General features: G+C 48.3%; 16 protein-coding genes. 15 read left to right on the top strand and 1 reads right to left on the bottom strand.

Annotated features, from left to right (window positions below; translation table 11 throughout):
• Positions 1-15 precede the first annotated feature (15 nt).
• The 9 genes from OSH01_RS15460 (at position 16) to OSH01_RS15420 (ending at position 6,618) form a co-directional block, all read left to right on the top strand.
• Complete coding sequence (locus tag OSH01_RS15460; RefSeq protein WP_266125033.1) at positions 16-990, top strand: P-type ATPase; 975 nt, start codon at positions 16-18, stop codon at positions 988-990.
• Positions 990-1,172 carry a cbb3-type cytochrome oxidase assembly protein CcoS gene (gene ccoS, locus OSH01_RS15455; RefSeq protein WP_266125025.1) on the top strand — a complete coding sequence of 61 codons (183 nt, stop codon included), beginning with the start codon at positions 990-992 and terminating at the stop codon, positions 1,170-1,172. Before OSH01_RS15460 ends, ccoS begins: the two co-directional genes overlap by 1 nt.
• A 170-nt stretch (positions 1,173-1,342) precedes the next feature.
• Positions 1,343-2,827, top strand: coding sequence for a cytochrome-c oxidase, cbb3-type subunit I (gene ccoN, locus OSH01_RS15450; RefSeq protein ID WP_266125024.1), 1,485 nt, complete (start codon positions 1,343-1,345; stop codon positions 2,825-2,827).
• Positions 2,828-2,838: 11 nt separating this feature from the next.
• A complete protein-coding gene (ccoO, locus tag OSH01_RS15445) occupies positions 2,839-3,495 on the top strand; it encodes a cytochrome-c oxidase, cbb3-type subunit II (RefSeq protein WP_266125023.1) in 657 nt (218 codons plus the stop codon).
• 2 nt (positions 3,496-3,497) lie between these two features.
• The gene (locus tag OSH01_RS15440; protein WP_266125022.1) at positions 3,498-3,674 is read left to right on the top strand and encodes a cbb3-type cytochrome oxidase subunit 3; all 177 of its coding nucleotides are present in this window, start codon (positions 3,498-3,500) and stop codon (positions 3,672-3,674) included.
• Complete coding sequence (ccoP, locus tag OSH01_RS15435) at positions 3,667-4,572, top strand: cytochrome-c oxidase, cbb3-type subunit III (RefSeq protein WP_266125021.1); 906 nt, start codon at positions 3,667-3,669, stop codon at positions 4,570-4,572. The genes OSH01_RS15440 and ccoP overlap by 8 nt, the downstream gene beginning before the upstream one ends.
• Positions 4,573-4,607: 35 nt before the next feature.
• Positions 4,608-6,107 (top strand): cytochrome c oxidase accessory protein CcoG, encoded by a 1,500-nt coding sequence (gene ccoG, locus OSH01_RS15430; protein WP_266125020.1) that lies wholly within the window; start codon positions 4,608-4,610, stop codon positions 6,105-6,107.
• 18 nt (positions 6,108-6,125) lie between these two features.
• Positions 6,126-6,335, top strand: a complete 210-nt coding sequence (locus OSH01_RS15425) for a FixH family protein (RefSeq protein WP_266125019.1) — start codon at positions 6,126-6,128, stop codon at positions 6,333-6,335.
• A gap of 31 nt (positions 6,336-6,366) precedes the next feature.
• On the top strand, positions 6,367-6,618 hold the full coding sequence (locus tag OSH01_RS15420) for a hypothetical protein (RefSeq protein ID WP_266125018.1): 252 nt from the start codon (positions 6,367-6,369) through the stop codon (positions 6,616-6,618).
• Between the two features lie 59 nt (positions 6,619-6,677).
• On the opposite strand, the gene OSH01_RS15415 is transcribed toward OSH01_RS15420, so the two are convergent.
• On the bottom strand, positions 6,678-7,409 hold the full coding sequence (locus tag OSH01_RS15415; protein WP_266125017.1) for a helix-turn-helix domain-containing protein: 732 nt from the start codon (positions 7,407-7,409) through the stop codon (positions 6,678-6,680).
• 306 nt (positions 7,410-7,715) lie between these two features.
• On the opposite strand from OSH01_RS15415, the gene clpB reads away from it, so the two are divergent.
• The 6 genes from clpB to OSH01_RS15385 all read left to right on the top strand — a co-directional run bounded on the left by clpB (position 7,716) and on the right by OSH01_RS15385 (position 15,502).
• Complete coding sequence (gene clpB, locus OSH01_RS15410; RefSeq protein ID WP_266125016.1) at positions 7,716-10,307, top strand: ATP-dependent chaperone ClpB; 2,592 nt, start codon at positions 7,716-7,718, stop codon at positions 10,305-10,307.
• 258 nt (positions 10,308-10,565) lie between these two features.
• On the top strand, positions 10,566-11,546 hold the full coding sequence (locus OSH01_RS15405; RefSeq protein ID WP_266125015.1) for a TRAP transporter substrate-binding protein: 981 nt from the start codon (positions 10,566-10,568) through the stop codon (positions 11,544-11,546).
• 57 nt (positions 11,547-11,603) lie between these two features.
• Positions 11,604-12,104, top strand: coding sequence for a TRAP transporter small permease (locus tag OSH01_RS15400; RefSeq protein ID WP_266125014.1), 501 nt, complete (start codon positions 11,604-11,606; stop codon positions 12,102-12,104).
• Between the two features lie 20 nt (positions 12,105-12,124).
• On the top strand, positions 12,125-13,402 hold the full coding sequence (locus OSH01_RS15395) for a TRAP transporter large permease (RefSeq protein ID WP_266125013.1): 1,278 nt from the start codon (positions 12,125-12,127) through the stop codon (positions 13,400-13,402).
• A gap of 20 nt (positions 13,403-13,422) precedes the next feature.
• Positions 13,423-14,406, top strand: a complete 984-nt coding sequence (locus OSH01_RS15390; RefSeq protein WP_266125012.1) for an asparaginase — start codon at positions 13,423-13,425, stop codon at positions 14,404-14,406.
• A 16-nt stretch (positions 14,407-14,422) separates the two neighbouring features.
• Positions 14,423-15,502 carry a tartrate dehydrogenase gene (locus OSH01_RS15385; protein WP_266125011.1) on the top strand — a complete coding sequence of 360 codons (1,080 nt, stop codon included), beginning with the start codon at positions 14,423-14,425 and terminating at the stop codon, positions 15,500-15,502.

The raw sequence follows: 15,502 nt of genomic DNA, 5'->3' as shown, positions 1-15,502 counted from the left end.
AACTATAGTCTCACTATGCGCGCATACTCGATTTTCTCTACTCCTAAGGCACTCACCGAAACTGAGCGACGTCATCGCAGACACACACTTGCTCGGCTTGGGTTAGCGTGGCTGGCTGCTATGCAGGTCATGATGTTTGCCTTCCCAGGGTATATGCGTTCCCTTAGCTCCTCTCCCGAAAACCTACAGTCATTGCTTGACGCCATTTTTCTTATGAATTGGGCGGGGCTAATATTAACTGTTCCAGTTATTACTTACTGCGCATGGCCTATGCTGCATGCGGCTTACCACGACCTAACAAATAGGCATATAGGTATGAATGTGCCTGTGGCTTTAGGAATCGTGGGTGCTTTTATCCCTAGTGCTATTAATACCTGGACAGGTCAAGGCGAAGTGTATTTTGATTCGGTCACTATGTTTGTCGCTTTCTTGCTGACCGCCCGCTACCTTGAGCTGGCCGCTCGCCAATCGGTAGAGCATGGGCAATCACATGCATTGATAGAACAGTTCCGGGTAAACGTCAGCTATAAAGCAAATAAACTGGCCTTTTGGTTTGTGGTTATCCAGTTGTTGCTTGCTGTTGTGTTCGGGTTGGTATGGTATTTCATCGATACAGCGCAAGTGGTGCCGGTGGTCGTGGCAATGCTGGTCATGAGCTGCCCCTGTGCCATGTCTATGTCTGTGCCCAGTGCTGTTGCCTCCGCCAATGCAGGTTTAGCTGCCAAGCCTGCTCAAAACGATTACGAAGTGCTTAAGCTTACTCAACGCACTGGTACGATTGCACGTCAAAACTTATTTGGTTCTATAGCTTGGCATTTGCTGATGACACCCTTGGCAGCGGTAGGAATCGTTGCACCATGGTTGGCTGCAGTCAGCATGCTAGTGTCCTCATTGGCAGTGGCGTACAACTCCTTACGCGTTTATCGTGAGCGGGTAGGAAAGCGTCGAGCTCGCTTATGGGGCAAAGCGGCCAGTCAACAGGTGTCTTGATGCTTGAGTCTCTATTTGTACTAATACCGATCTCTGTGTTGTTTGTGATCGTCATCGGAGTAGCGTTTTGGTGGGCAATTTTTGCGGGTCAGTTTGACGACAGCCAAGCTGCCGCAGAATCCATTTTGGCAGACAACGACACCGAGAATGAAGCAGCAAGTAAAAATTTAGCGAATAAGTAAGTTTTTTTTGCATTCTTTAATTTGTGTAAGGCGACAGCGCAAATGTAGACAAGAGTGCGCATCTTTCAACTGTAATAAAGATTGATTCAAATCAAGGGCCTAGCCCTGCAGTTACGAGATGATGTGGTTCGTAGTCGCTTGTATTAATAATGTAAGTATAGGGGAAGCTCATGGTCACTTCCGAGACCGTCGGAAATCAGGCTGAAGTCTTCAACTATGGCGTGGTTCGGCAATTTGCCATCATGACCGTGGTGTGGGGCGTAGTAGGCATGGCAGTCGGCGTACTGATCGCCTTGCAATTGATCTGGCCAGCGCTCAATTTTGATATTCCTTGGTTAACATACGGACGTTTACGTCCTTTGCACACCAACGGGGTCATTTTTGCGTTTGGTGGTAGCGCATTGTTCGCTACGTCTTATTATGTGGTTCAACGGACCTGTCAGGCACGTTTGTTCTGCGACAAGCTCGCAGCTTTCACCTTTTGGGGGTGGCAGGCTGTTTTGGTAGGTGCAGTGATCACTTTGCCGCTGGGGTATACCAGTACCAAAGAATACGCCGAGCTTGAGTGGCCTATAGACATCCTTATTACCTTAGTATGGGTGGCTTATGCAGTGGTGTTTTTTGGCACTATTGTTAAGCGGCGTGTACGTCATATCTATGTGGCGAACTGGTTTTTTGGTTCGTATATTCTAACCATCGCCATGCTGCATATTTTCAATAATCTGGAAATACCTGTCAGCATGTGGAAATCTTACTCCATTTACTCTGGAGTTCAAGATGCCATGGTGCAGTGGTGGTATGGTCACAATGCTGTGGGTTTCTTTCTGACCACCAGCTTTTTGGGCATGATGTATTATTTTGTGCCTAAGCAGGCTAATCGCCCTATTTATTCGTACCGCCTGTCAATCGTACACTTTTGGGCGTTGGCTTTTACGTATATGTGGGCAGGCCCCCATCACTTGTTGTATACCTCCTTACCTGACTGGACTCAGTCTTTGGGTATGGCTTTCTCCTTGATTTTATTAGCACCTTCTTGGGGTGGCATGATCAACGGCATCATGACCTTGTCCGGTGCTTGGCATAAGCTGCGTACGGATTCCATTCTCAAGTTCCTTGTGGTCTCGCTGTCCTTCTATGGTATGTCTACCTTCGAAGGCTCTATGATGTCTATCCGCACTGTGAATGCCCTGTCTCATTACACTGACTGGACAATTGGTCATGTTCACTCAGGTGCCTTGGGCTGGGTAGCCATGATCACATTTGGCTCCTTGTACTACATGATTCCGCGTTTATATGGACGTGTATCTATGGCTAAGCCAGGTCTCATCGAGCTGCACTTCTGGTTAGCCACGTTGGGTGTGGTGCTGTATATCGCAGCGATGTGGATTGCCGGCGTTATGCAAGGTTTAATGTGGCGTGCTACTGGTGCAGATGGCGTGCTCACATATAGCTTTGTAGAGAGCGTTAAAGCCACCTATCCGTTCTATATGATTCGTGCTTTGGGCGGATTCATGTTCCTAGTAGGTGTGTTGGTGATGGCTTGGAATACTTGGCTGACGGTGAAAGGGCAGCCCAAAGTAAATCCCGTTGTGCCATTGAAAAACCCTGACGCGCGGGACCCAGCTTTGGTTGGCCCTACCGAAGTCATCGCTTAAGGACTATTGACATGGCTAATGAAAACAAGCGTTTTTCTCACGCTACATTGGAAAAAAACATTGGTTTGCTGATTGTCTGCAGCATTTTGGTAGTCGCTTTTGCCGGATTGGTTCAAATTGTGCCACTCTTTTTTCAGCACTCCACGACTACGCCTGCACCGGGTATTAAGCCTTACGAGTCGCTCAATCTAATTGGTCGCGATATCTATATCCGCGAGGGCTGTGTAGGTTGCCACTCTCAGCAGGTACGTATGTTGCAGTCCGAGGTTCAGCGCTATGGCCCTTACTCCTTGGCGGGCGAGTCGGTATACGACCACCCGTTCTTATGGGGCTCTAAGCGTACCGGCCCAGACTTGGCTCGTGTAGGCGGGCGTTACTCGGATGAGTGGCATCGCTTGCATCTGCGCAATCCTCGCGATCTCGTGAAAGACTCTAATATGCCGTCTTATCCTTGGTTGCAACATAACTCGGTAGAAGGGGATAACGTGCAAGAACGTATGAAGGCCTTGCGTTATATAGGGGTACCCTATACCGACGAGCAAATTGCGAAAGCTCCTGAGGCGTTGGTAGGTAAAACTGAAGAGGATGCACTGATTGCTTATTTACAGGGCTTAGGTGTTCCCGGTCGCGATGCTGCCGCTGAGGCTGTGCAGCGAGGAGGCTACTAATCATGATAGGCATTCTAAATGCCATCGTGACTACGTTGGCAATGATCACTTTTTTCGGCATTTGTTGGTGGGCATTTTCGCGCGGTCGTAAACAAGCCAATGAAGAAGCATCACGCCTGCCTTTTGATTTGCCTGATGAAGGTGATTCAGAGAAACACCTAGGGGGTTCCAATGAATGATTTTTTTAACAGCGGTTGGGGTGTATGGGTAGCCTCTATCGCCATTTTAGGTATCGTTTTTTGCTTGTGGCTGTTGTATACGCAGCGGGCATGGCTAAAAAAAGATGTAGCAATAACAGAGGATACGGGTCATGTTTGGGATGGTGATCTGACCGAATTAAACAATCCGGTGCCTCGTTGGTGGACAGTTATGTATTTGCTGCTATGTGTGGTGGCGGTAGGCTACTTGGTGCTGTACCCGGGCTTGGGTAACTGGAAGGGCACCTTGGGTTTTACCGCTGCTAAACAAGTACAAGAGCAGCAAGAGCTCATCAATGAACGTCTGGCGCCTGTTTATGCTCGTTATGGCAATATGCCAATCGAAGAGATAGCCGCGGACGAACAAGCCCGTGATATTGGTCAACGTTTGTTTTTGAATAACTGTGCACAGTGTCATGGTTCCGATGCTCAAGGAGCTGTAGGTTTTCCTAACTTGGCTAATAAGGCTTGGTCTTGGGGTGGCGACCCCGAGCAAATTTTGACCACGATTACCAAAGGGCGTGACGGTATGATGCCGCCGCAAAGTCAGTTCACCGCGGCAGAGGCGGCTGATGTAGCAGAGTATGTACGCTCTATAGCGGGCTTGGCTCATGACCCATTACGGGTTGTGCCGGGTAAACGTGTTTTCGATAGTGCTTGCTTTGCCTGTCATGGTGCAGAAGGCAAGGGTAATGTGTTGTTAGGCGCCCCTGACTTAACAGATGACTACTGGCTCTATGGCAGTTCCAATGCAGCCATTGTTCATGCCGTTACGCAAGGACGACAAGGTCATATGCCTGCGCAAGAGAAAGTTCTCACACCAGAGCAGATTCGTTTGCTGGCGGGCTGGGTATGGGGCTTATCTAATAAGCCTCAGTAAATGTAGTTTGTTAGTATGTTTTTGATAGGAAATATATGAGTAGCCCAAACCCCTCCAATACAGAGCCATCTGCTGCCGAGCAAGTCCCTACGTGGCAGCCGCCACGCAGGAAAAATGCTCAGGGAGGGACATCACCTCAGGTTGAAAAAGCTTTGGTTGATGTGCGTCAAAAAATTTATCCTAGGTCGGTGACAGGGGTATTTGCACGCTGGCGTGTATGGTTGGTTTTGGCTACTCAGATTATTTTTTACGGGCTACCGTGGATAGAATGGCATGGCCGGCAGGCTGTACTCTTTGACTTGGCAGCCCGTAAATTTTATTTGTTTGGCATGATATTGTGGCCGCAAGACGTCATTTACTTAACTGTCTTGTTATTGTTGTCTGCCTTTTCCTTGTTTTTATTTACCGCAATGGCAGGGCGTTTATTTTGCGGATATGCCTGTCCGCAGACCGTTTACACTGAAATTTTTATGTGGGTCGAGCGCAAGATCGAGGGCGATCGCTTAGCTCGTATCCGTCTTGACGAGCAACCCTGGACTATTAGAAAAATAAGAATAAAAGCATTAAAACATTTAGCGTGGGTGGTAATTGCCTTCTGGACTGGCTACACCTTTATTGGCTACTTTGCTCCCATCCGTGAGTTAGGGGGCGATCTATTGTCACTTAGTCTAGGTCCGTGGCAATGGTTCTGGTTGCTGTTCTATGCGTTCGCTACCTGGGGGAACGCCGGTTTCATGCGCGAGGCCGTATGTAAATACATGTGTCCTTATGCTCGCTTTCAAAGCGTTATGGTGGATAACGATACCTTTGTCGTTACGTATGATCATGTGCGAGGAGATCCTCGCGGTGGACGCTCACGCAAAATAGATCACAAAAGTGCGGGTATGGGCGATTGCGTTGACTGTAGCCTCTGTGTCCAGGTATGCCCTACCGGCATCGATATACGAGACGGGTTGCAGTATATGTGCATAGGGTGTGGCGCTTGTGTGGACGCCTGTAATCAGGTGATGGATAAAATGTCCTATGAGCCAGGCCTCATTCGCTACACGTCTGGGCGAGCCATTACGGAGCGTTTGACCCAAGCTCAGGTGCGCAAACGAATGTTGCGGCCTAGAGTGTTATCTTATATTTTGATATTAACGGTGATATTTGGCGCGTTTGTATATTCTTTAGGTACTCGTGTACCTATGCGTATGGATATTATGCGTGATCGTGGTGCCCTAGGCCGTGAAGTCCCGGGAGGTTTTTATGAAAATGTCTATCAATTACAGCTTATTAATACTTCTGAAACTGGTATGAATGTAAGCTTATCAGCGGCAGGGCTGTCTGGGTTGACATTACAAACAGCCGAGGGGCGTAGTGATCAAGTATACGTAGAGCCTGCCGCCAATCGACTGGTGGCCGTTGTGGCCCGTTTGCCTATACAGGAAGCAAAGCCAGGTCTCTATAACATCGCCATAGAAGCGGTTAGTCACCATGAGAATGGTCGTGAAACGGTGGTGACTGAATCAACTAGTTTTTATGTTCCACAATAACAGCATAAAGGAAGTAGTATGAGTGCACCTGCAACAGATACTCAACCCTGGTGGCGCGAGCCATGGCCTTGGCTCCTGATGGTTGGGCCAGCAGTGGCTATCATTGGTTGTGCAATTACCATTTACTTAGCTTTTGCTCACTTTAGTGACCAAGCGATAAACGATGGTGGCGTTAAGCAGGGTTTAGTGGTTTCTAAGCCTGCGCAGCCCTACACCGAGCAGCGTTAATGTTTATCGTGTAACGACTCATGGAGCGCGTATGAAGTCACGGATCTTGATGTGGATATTGTGGCCCTCATTTTTGGCCGCCGCGGCTTGTAGTGGTGTCGTCTTTGCCCTAGTAGACCCCCTAGATATAGTTATCTTGGGGCATCTACGTGCCGACCGTAATACCGTGTATACGCTTGTGTTTTTGCTATTGTGGTTGATGGCCGCTGTTTCTAGCGCTTTGAGCTTATTTATGTATCCCGGGCAACAGGCTCTAAAAGAGCCCGCGGACAGCCTAGACTAAGCGCAAACGGATGGCCTTAATTACAAAGCACGTGATCCACTAACCCTTAGTGAAGCCGTTTAAGCATTGCAGTCTGTTCCAGCCAGAATATGTAGCCCATTCAGATCAAGCAAATGCACTTCTCGTTGGGATATTTTTAATAGCCCTTCACGTGCAAAGCGTGAAAACAAGCGGCTGATAGTTTCTAAGGTTAAGCCTAAAAAATTACCTATTTCTTCTCGGCTCATACGTAGGATGAACTCGTAGGGCGAGTAGCCCAGTAGAGAGAGACGTTGTGATAAGTTAAGCAAGAAAGCGGCCAAGCGCTGCTCGGAGCGTAAGCCAGCCAAAGTTAGCATCAGATGATGAGCGCGGTTGATTTCTTTGCTCATCAAACGTCGAAACTGCTGTTGCAGTATGGGCAAGTGTTTAGACAGGCGGTCCATGTCATCCAGACTAATTACACAAACCTCACTGTCCTCAAGGGCAATGGCGTGGGATCGATGAACGTCATCGTGCAGGCTATCCATACCTAAAATTTCACCAGGGAGCAAAAAGCCAGTGATGTGGATATGCCCCTTGGCATCTTCGAGCTGGGTTTTTAGCGAGCCTGAACGCAGACCATAAATGCCTTCTACTGAGTCTTCGGGCTTGTACAGGACCGAACCCTTTGGAATGCGGATGCGTTCTTTGACGAGCTCGTCCAGTCGCTCCATCTCGTAACGCGGCATGCCTAAAGGTAGACACACTTCGTTTAGCATGCAACTTGAGCATCGAATGGAATCGGAGGTAACAGAAATACGCTTTTGCATAGAGCTTTTTGGGCCAAAGAGAATTAGATTTGCGGTAAATCAAGCTCAATTGTAGCTTTTTATTGTGAAACTGTTAGCCTCAAAGTGGAATAAAGGGTAGGAATACTAGGTTTGGCCTTGCACGTAAGTTAGATTAGCTGTAACGAAACACCTGTGTCGTGGTTTGAGTATAAGTTTTTATCAACATTCACTTGATATATAAGCATTTGTCCTCATATTTAGCTTATCCCAAAATTTTGCGACCTTAGCTCCAAATCAATGTGGTTTTTAAGGGCAGGGGTTGCGCTACTGATTAGTGAACAATCTATGCGTATTGATAAATTAACGACCAAATTCCAGCAGGCTCTAGCTGATGCGCAGAGCTTAGCGGTACGAGAAGATAACCCTTATATTGAGCCTGTCCATGTGCTGATCGCGCTTTTAGCGGATAGCAACTCGGGCACTAGTAGTTTACTGGCTCGTGCAGGAGTGGCAATTCCTCGTCTAGATACAGAGTTGACCCGACTGGTGCAGAGTTTGCCCAAAGTACAAGAGTCCACCGGGCAGCAGCAAATTGGCCGAGACTTACAGCGGGCATTAGCACAAACAGACAAAGAGGCAGCCGCCCGCGGCGACACTTACATTGCCAGCGAATTATTTTTATTGGCGCTGGCCGATGACAAAGGTGAGCTAGGGCGAGCGTTGCGTTCGGCTGGTTTAGAGCGTAAAGCTTTAGAGGCTGCGATCGATGCAGTGCGCGGGGGAGCCAGTGTCCAAGACGCTGAGGGCGAGTCTAATCGCGAGGCTCTTAGTAAATATACAACAGACCTTACAGAGCGTGCGCGTCAAGGTAAGCTTGATCCAGTGATCGGACGCGACGATGAAATACGGCGCACGATTCAAATATTGCAGCGCCGTACCAAAAACAATCCCGTGTTGATCGGTGAGCCAGGCGTTGGTAAGACAGCTATTGTGGAAGGCTTGGCGCAACGTATTGTGAATAATGAAGTGCCCGAAACCCTGAAAGGTAAGCGTGTTTTGGTGTTGGACTTGGCCGCGTTGTTGGCTGGGGCTAAGTATAGGGGGGAGTTTGAAGAGCGTCTGAAGGCCGTGCTGAAAGAGCTGTCTCAGGACGACGGTAAAACAATCGTTTTCATTGATGAATTGCATACTATGGTCGGCGCAGGTAAGGCGGAAGGGGCTATGGATGCAGGCAATATGCTTAAGCCCGCTTTGTCGCGTGGTGAGCTGCACTGTATTGGCGCTACCACTTTAAATGAGTACCGTCAGTACATAGAAAAGGATGCGGCACTTGAGCGTAGATTTCAGAAAGTGTTGGTCAATGAGCCTGATATAGAGTCGACGATTGCGATATTGCGTGGCTTGCAAGAGCGTTATGAGTTGCATCATGGGGTGGCCATTACAGACCCGGCAATTGTGGCGGCGGCAGAGTTATCGCAGCGCTATATCACGGATAGGTTTTTACCGGACAAAGCTATTGACCTGATTGATGAGGCAGCAGCCCGCATACGTATGGAAATCGACTCCAAGCCCGAGGTCATGGATAAGCTGGATCGTCGCATCATACAATTGAAAATTGAGCGGGAGGCCGTTAATAAGGATACGGACGAGGCATCGCAACGCAGACTTAAAAGCATTGAAGACGAGTTGGAGAGTTTACAGCGCGAATACAATGATTATGAGGAAGTGTGGAAAGCTGAGAAAGCCGCGGTACATGGATCTCAAACGATCAAGGAAGAGATTGATCAAGTGCGTGCTGAGATGGCAGAGTTGCAGCGCAAAGGTCAGTTTGATAAGTTGGCGGAGCTGCAATACGGTAAATTACCTGAACTAGAAGAGCGTTTAGCGACAGCAGAGAAAGCGTTGCAAGAAGCGGATCACGATCAACCGCGGTTATTGCGCACAGAGGTAGGTGCGGAAGAAATAGCTGAAGTGGTTTCTCGCGCAACGGGTATTCCGGTGTCTAAAATGATGCAAGGCGAACGCGAGAAATTACTTCGTATGGAGGACTTTCTGCATCAGCGAGTAGTCGGGCAAAGCGAAGCGGTCAGCTTAGTAGCCGATGCTATTCGTCGCTCTAGAGCGGGGCTATCCGATCCGGCACGCCCTTACGGTTCGTTTTTGTTCTTGGGGCCTACGGGTGTAGGTAAAACAGAGCTCACCAAGGCGTTGGCGAACTTCTTGTTTGACTCTGATGAGCATCTGGTGCGCATCGACATGAGTGAGTTCATGGAGAAACACTCTGTAGCTCGCTTGATTGGTGCCCCTCCGGGATACGTAGGGTATGAAGAGGGGGGCTACCTGACCGAAGCCGTACGACGTAAGCCGTATAGCGTGATATTGCTTGATGAGGTGGAAAAAGCGCATCCTGATGTGTTTAACGTGTTGTTGCAGGTGCTTGATGATGGTCGTTTGACGGATGGGCAGGGTAGAACGGTAGATTTCCGTAATACTGTCATTATTATGACGTCCAATCTAGGTTCTCAACACATACAGAATCTTACTGGTGAGCCCTACGAGGTGGTGAAAGAAGTAGTTTGGGAAGAGGTGAAGCAACACTTTAGGCCCGAGTTTTTAAACCGTATTGATGAGGTTGTCGTCTTTCACGGTTTACAAGCTGAGCACATTGCCTCGATAGCACGTATTCAGTTAGAACGTCTCAATCAGCGTCTAGCACAGCGCGAAATGCACTTAGAGGTGAGTGAAACTGCCTTGATGCAATTAGCTAAAGCAGGTTTTGATCCGGTATTTGGTGCTCGTCCTTTAAAACGAGCGATACAACAGGAAATAGAAAACCCTGTGGCAAAACTGATCCTAGAAGGTCGTTTCGGTCCTAAGGATGTGGTCCCGGTGGATTGGAAAGATGGTAACTTCACGTTTGAGCGTACTGTACAGTAAAGCTCAATGACTACAGAAAACCACAAGCATGAAAGTGCTTGTGGTTTTTTTTTGCCCTGTTGCTTGTGGAAAGTTGATCGAATTGATTCTTTGGTTTTTTTCTAAGTGCTTGTTTGTTATGGTTTTTTGCGTTTTATTTAACTTGATTTGGTGTTTACCCTAACTTGCCTCATTGCTTGCATGGCATCTAACATGTCAGTTAGTATGTATGCTCGCCTGTCAGGCGGGGGTTTTTGATGCGACTGTTTTGGAGACAGCATGAAACAATTTAATTTGATTAAAAAAGCAGCGTTCACATTGTCTGCGTTGACATGTGCTTTGTCGGCTCATGCGTTGGAATTGCGTATGGGGCACACAGGTGCTCCCAATCATCACTATCAGCAAATTAGCGAAGATTTTGCAAAAGAAGTGGCCAAGCGTACCAACGGTGAGATTACGATTGCTGTATTTCCTTCAGATCAATTGGGCAATCAGTTGGAATCTACTGAAGGGGTAATGATTGGTACACACGACATGGTGTTGTCATCCGACACCGTGTTGTCGAACTGGTTCCCTGATATGGGAATTTTGAATTTGCCATTTTTGATTAACTCGGGTGAAGAGTACAGCAAAGTAGTAGAGGGGCCAGTAGGGGATCAGTTGGCAAAACAGGTTGAGTCCCAAGGCGCCGTGGTGATTGGTTGGTGGGAAAACGGTTTACGTCACGTAACCAATTCTAAGCATCCTATTACCAAGCCAGAAGACTTGAATGGATTGACGATTCGAGTCCCTGAGGGTGAGGTGTTCGTTGATACATTCAAGGCATTGGGTGCTGGTCCTACGGTATTGTCCTTTGGTGAGTTGTACTCAGCGCTACAGTTGCGCACTGTTGATGGTCAAGAGAATCCTCCCGCGCACATTGTGACGCAAAATTTCAATGAGGTTCAGCCTTTTGCATCGCGTACTGGCCATATTCACATGGGCTCCGTGCTGTTGATCAACAAAGATTTGTTAGAGCGTCTGCCCGAGGATCAGCGTACCGTTTTAGTTGAAACGGCGCGTGAGTTTGGACCTCGTCACGTTCAAATGGTTGAGGCCTTAGAGGCCGAACAGTGGGCCGAGTTAGAGCGTCGTGGTATGAAGATCAATGATATTGAGAAAGCGCCATTCCGCGAAAAAGTACAGCCTGTGTATGAGAAGGCAGCTAAGAAAATGAATGCTGATTTGATTCGCCAAATTGAAGAACAATTGGCGTCTTAATGCTTGCGAACTGACCGCCTGAATGAGGCGGTCAGTTTACTCTTCGAAGGAGGCCGTATGCGGGCTTTACAACTAGTGAATAAGTTTTTGGAATGGGTGGCGACAGTTGCCGTCGCTGTGGTGATGGTCTTGGTATTAGTCCAGATCTTTTACCGCTATGTGATGAACGACCCCATCGGCTGGACGCAAGAAATGTCGGTATTTGCAACCATGTTGGTGGTGATGCTAGGAGCGGCAATTGCGTTTCGACGTAACGAGCATATCGCTGTCACATTTTTCGTCGATTTATTTCCCCGTCCTATTCAACTTCTGCTTACGGTGTTGGCCAATTTGGTCACCATGGGATTTTTGGGCATGTTGTCCTACCAAAGTTGGCTGCTCTCAAAACGAGCCATGATGCAAGTGTCTCCCACTACAGGTATTCCAGTAGGCGTAGTGGTGTTATTTGTCACCATTGGTTGCGCCTTGTCGGTGTTGTATTTGATTCCTCGCTTGCTGCATCCGTCAGTTCGCAGCACAGAAGAGGAAGCTCTGGCTGAGCTGAACCAGAACCAATAGGCCGCCACTAGGAGATAACTATGCTAATGATTTTAGGTTTGAGTTTTGTCGGCTTTTTGCTGATTGGTGTGCCGGTTGCGGTAGCGTTGGGGGCCTCTTCTGCGCTAGCGGTTGCGCTGGCAAGTCATGTGCCTTTGTTAGTCGTGGCACAAAAGATTTTTCAGGGAATGAATAACTTTTCTTTCCTCGCCATCCCCTTGTTTTTGTTAGCCGGTAGCCTAATGGCCGAGGCCCGGATATCAGAGCGCTTGGTAGCCTTGGCTAACTTAATGCTAGGGCGTTACCCAGGTGGTCTGGCCAACGTTGCGACGGCTTCATCCGCTTTTTTTGGCTCTATTTCTGGTTCTGCTCCCGCGACAACAGCGGCAGTAGGTTCAGTGATGATCCCATCAATGGTAAAGCGCGGTTATCGGCCGCAAGATGCTGCGGCCGTTGTAGCAGCTTCCGGTGCCTTAGGTTTAATTATTCCGCCTAGCTTGACGATGGTGATTTATGGCGTGATTTCCGGCGTCTCAATTGGTGATTTATTTGTTAATGGTGTTTTACCAGGCCTGATGCTGACTTTTGCGCTGATGGCATTGAATTATGCGATCGCCAAGCGAAAAATGCGTAAAGGAAAAAACCAAGAGCAAATTGACATTGAAAAAGCACAGGCCGGTCAGGTTATTCGTAATAGCTTACTAGCGTTACTAATGCCTTTCATTATTATTGTAGGTATTTACTCAGGGGCATTTACTGCCACCGAGTCAGCGGCTATTGCATGTTTCTACGGACTTTTTTTAGGCGTGGTGGTATATCGGACCTTGTCTTGGAAAGGTTTAGTTAATGCATTTAAAAGCACGGCTACCAACACGGCCATCATTATGTTTTTAATGGCTTGCGCTAATGCATTTGCCTATGTGATTACGGCTGAGCGCGTGCCTCAACAGTTCGCTTTGTGGCTGGTAAGCATTACTAATGATCCTATTATGATCATGTTGTTAATGTTGGTGCTACTGCTGATCGTAGGTACTTTTTTAGATAACGTGTCTGCGTTGGTATTACTGGTGCCTACTTTAATGAGCATTATTTCAGCGGTCAATATTGATCCGTTGTATTTCGGGGTGTTCACGATTATTGCCTTAGCAGTAGGGCAGTTTACGCCTCCAGTGGGTTTGAACCTCTTTATTGGGGCCAATATAGCCAAACAAAAAGTAGAGCCTGTTGCGTTAGCAGTCTTGCCTTATTTGTTTGTCTACCTACTAATGTTGCTTGTGTTTATTTTTGTGCCTAGCCTGCTGGTCGTGTCCCAGTGGTAGATGTTCAGGGGGGGAAAGTAATGAGTAAAAGTATAGTTGTATTGTCTACAGGTGGGACAATTGCAAGTCGTCGTGGTGAGGACGGGCGTAGTCAAGCAGGGCAGTTGACGGGTGAGGAGTTAGTCAGTCAGTTGTCTCTACCAAGCACAATGCAAGTTCAGGTGCATTCGGTATTGCAAAAGCCCAGTAATGCATTGTCATTAGAGGACTTGCTGCTTTTGCGTGAACAATGTTTAGCCTTTGCCGCGAAGCCCGAAGTGGCAGGGATAGTGTTGACGCATGGTACCGACACTTTAGAGGATACGGCTTTCTTTTTACAGTCTAGTTTGCCGCATGACTTATGCCCAGTTGTTGTGACAGGCTCGCAGCGTCCTCCCCATGCGTTGGGTACGGATGCCTATGCAAACTTGGCGGCAGCGATTAAAGTAGCGGCCAGTGATCAGGTGCATGGCGCAGGCGTATTAGTGGTATTTAACGAGTCTATTTTTAGTGCCAATCATGTGCGTAAAGTGAATAGCTTTCAGTTGCATGGTTTCGATGCACCAGGCTTTGGTCATTTGGGGTACATAGATGGTGCCAAAGTCACCTTATTTCAACGCCCTCATTTGCCTGCTACTTTAGTTCCTGGCACGGTATTGCCGCGAGTCGATATTGTTTCGGTCAGTCTTGGAGCTGGACCTGAGCAGTTGGCAGCAAGTGTCGCGTCGGGGGCTGTAGGGGTAGTACTGGAAGCAGTGGGTCGAGGCCATGTTCCGCCTTCGTGGATGCCAGTGATTCGAGAGCTGGTGGAGCAGGGCGCAGTGCTAGCGTTGAGCACAGGTTGCGCGCAGGGCCCTTTGGCGCCTGCTTATGATTTCCCGGGCTGTATGCAAGAATTGCGCGACGCAGGGGTGTATTTAGCCTCTGACTTATCGGCGCGTAAAGCACGTTTACGTTTGATGTTGGCATTGTCAGGCGCTCAGAGCGAGCAGGCTTTGCAACGACTAAGTTTAGCGAGTGAGTAAACAAGGATTGAATACAATGAAAGTACATAAAATTGCAGTAATGGCAGGGGATGGCATCGGTAAAGAGGTAATGCCTGAGGGTCTGCGAGTCATTGAAGCCGCTGCACGTCGTCATGGAATAGGCTTGGAGTTTGAACACTTAGATTGGTCAAGCGCAGAGTACTATGCTGAGCATGGCACTATGTTGCCCAGTGATTGGTTTGAGCGTTTACGGGGTTTTGATGCGATTTACTTTGGTGCTGTGGGTTGGCCTGATGTGATTCCTGATCACGTATCTTTGTGGGGGTCGTTGTTACAGTTCCGTCGCGGTTTTGATCAATATATTAACTTGCGTCCTGTGCGTTTGATGCCAGGTGTGCCTTGCCCTTTGGCAGGCAAGCAGATCGGTGATATTGATTTTGTGGTGGTGCGTGAGAATACCGAAGGCGAATATACGGATGTAGGGGGGCGCTTATTTAGCGGTACTGAGCGCGAAGTGGTGTTGCAGGAGTCTGTCTTCACCCGTATTGGGGTAGACAGGGTATTGAAGTATGCGTTTGAGGTCGCAAAAAATCGTCCTAAAAAACATCTGAGTTCGGCGACAAAATCTAACGGCTTGGCAGTAAGCATGCCGTATTGGGATGAGCGTTTGGAATATATGGCTGAGCAGTATCCTGATGTACGCTGGGATAAGCATCATATTGACATCATGGCGGCTCGTTTTGTGCTGCGTCCTGAGCAGTTCGATGTGGTGGTGGCATCTAACTTGTTCGGGGATATCTTGTCTGACTTAGGCCCTGCTTGCGCGGGTACGGTTGGTATTGCTCCTTCTGCTAACTTGAACCCTGAGCGGACCTTCCCCTCGTTGTTTGAGCCAGTGCATGGTTCAGCCCCCGACATCTATGGCAAAAATATTGCTAACCCAATAGGTATGATTTGGTCTGGTGCAATGATGTTACAGTTCTTGGGGGACGGTGACACCGCCTATGATGCGGCCCACGATGATATTATCAAGGCCATTGAGCAGGTGCTGGAGCACGGTCCAAGAACACCAGATTTAGGTGGCACGGCAAGCACTACGCAGGTTGGAGAAGCGGTGGCTTTGTGCCTTTCTTAG

It is taken from the genome of Alcaligenes endophyticus (assembly GCF_026344035.1).
Taxonomy (GTDB): Bacteria; Pseudomonadota; Gammaproteobacteria; order Burkholderiales; family Burkholderiaceae_B; genus Alcaligenes; species Alcaligenes endophyticus.
Note: the sequence above shows the minus strand (reverse complement) of the source record. Positions and strands in the feature narration are given on the sequence as shown.

Bases quoted from the DNA above. Each gene is read 5' to 3' on its own strand.
- OSH01_RS15460 (WP_266125033.1), top strand. From the start codon at position 16: ATGCGCGCATACTCGATTTTCTCTACTCCTAAGGCACTCACCGAAACT.
- ccoS (WP_266125025.1), top strand. From the start codon at position 990: ATGCTTGAGTCTCTATTTGTACTAATACCGATCTCTGTGTTGTTTGTG.
- ccoN (WP_266125024.1), top strand. From the start codon at position 1,343: ATGGTCACTTCCGAGACCGTCGGAAATCAGGCTGAAGTCTTCAACTAT.
- ccoO (WP_266125023.1), top strand. From the start codon at position 2,839: ATGGCTAATGAAAACAAGCGTTTTTCTCACGCTACATTGGAAAAAAAC.
- OSH01_RS15440 (WP_266125022.1), top strand. From the start codon at position 3,498: ATGATAGGCATTCTAAATGCCATCGTGACTACGTTGGCAATGATCACT.
- ccoP (WP_266125021.1), top strand. From the start codon at position 3,667: ATGAATGATTTTTTTAACAGCGGTTGGGGTGTATGGGTAGCCTCTATC.
- ccoG (WP_266125020.1), top strand. From the start codon at position 4,608: ATGAGTAGCCCAAACCCCTCCAATACAGAGCCATCTGCTGCCGAGCAA.
- OSH01_RS15425 (WP_266125019.1), top strand. From the start codon at position 6,126: ATGAGTGCACCTGCAACAGATACTCAACCCTGGTGGCGCGAGCCATGG.
- OSH01_RS15420 (WP_266125018.1), top strand. From the start codon at position 6,367: ATGAAGTCACGGATCTTGATGTGGATATTGTGGCCCTCATTTTTGGCC.
- OSH01_RS15415 (WP_266125017.1), bottom strand. From the start codon at position 7,409: ATGCAAAAGCGTATTTCTGTTACCTCCGATTCCATTCGATGCTCAAGT.
- clpB (WP_266125016.1), top strand. From the start codon at position 7,716: ATGCGTATTGATAAATTAACGACCAAATTCCAGCAGGCTCTAGCTGAT.
- OSH01_RS15405 (WP_266125015.1), top strand. From the start codon at position 10,566: ATGAAACAATTTAATTTGATTAAAAAAGCAGCGTTCACATTGTCTGCG.
- OSH01_RS15400 (WP_266125014.1), top strand. From the start codon at position 11,604: ATGCGGGCTTTACAACTAGTGAATAAGTTTTTGGAATGGGTGGCGACA.
- OSH01_RS15395 (WP_266125013.1), top strand. From the start codon at position 12,125: ATGCTAATGATTTTAGGTTTGAGTTTTGTCGGCTTTTTGCTGATTGGT.
- OSH01_RS15390 (WP_266125012.1), top strand. From the start codon at position 13,423: ATGAGTAAAAGTATAGTTGTATTGTCTACAGGTGGGACAATTGCAAGT.
- OSH01_RS15385 (WP_266125011.1), top strand. From the start codon at position 14,423: ATGAAAGTACATAAAATTGCAGTAATGGCAGGGGATGGCATCGGTAAA.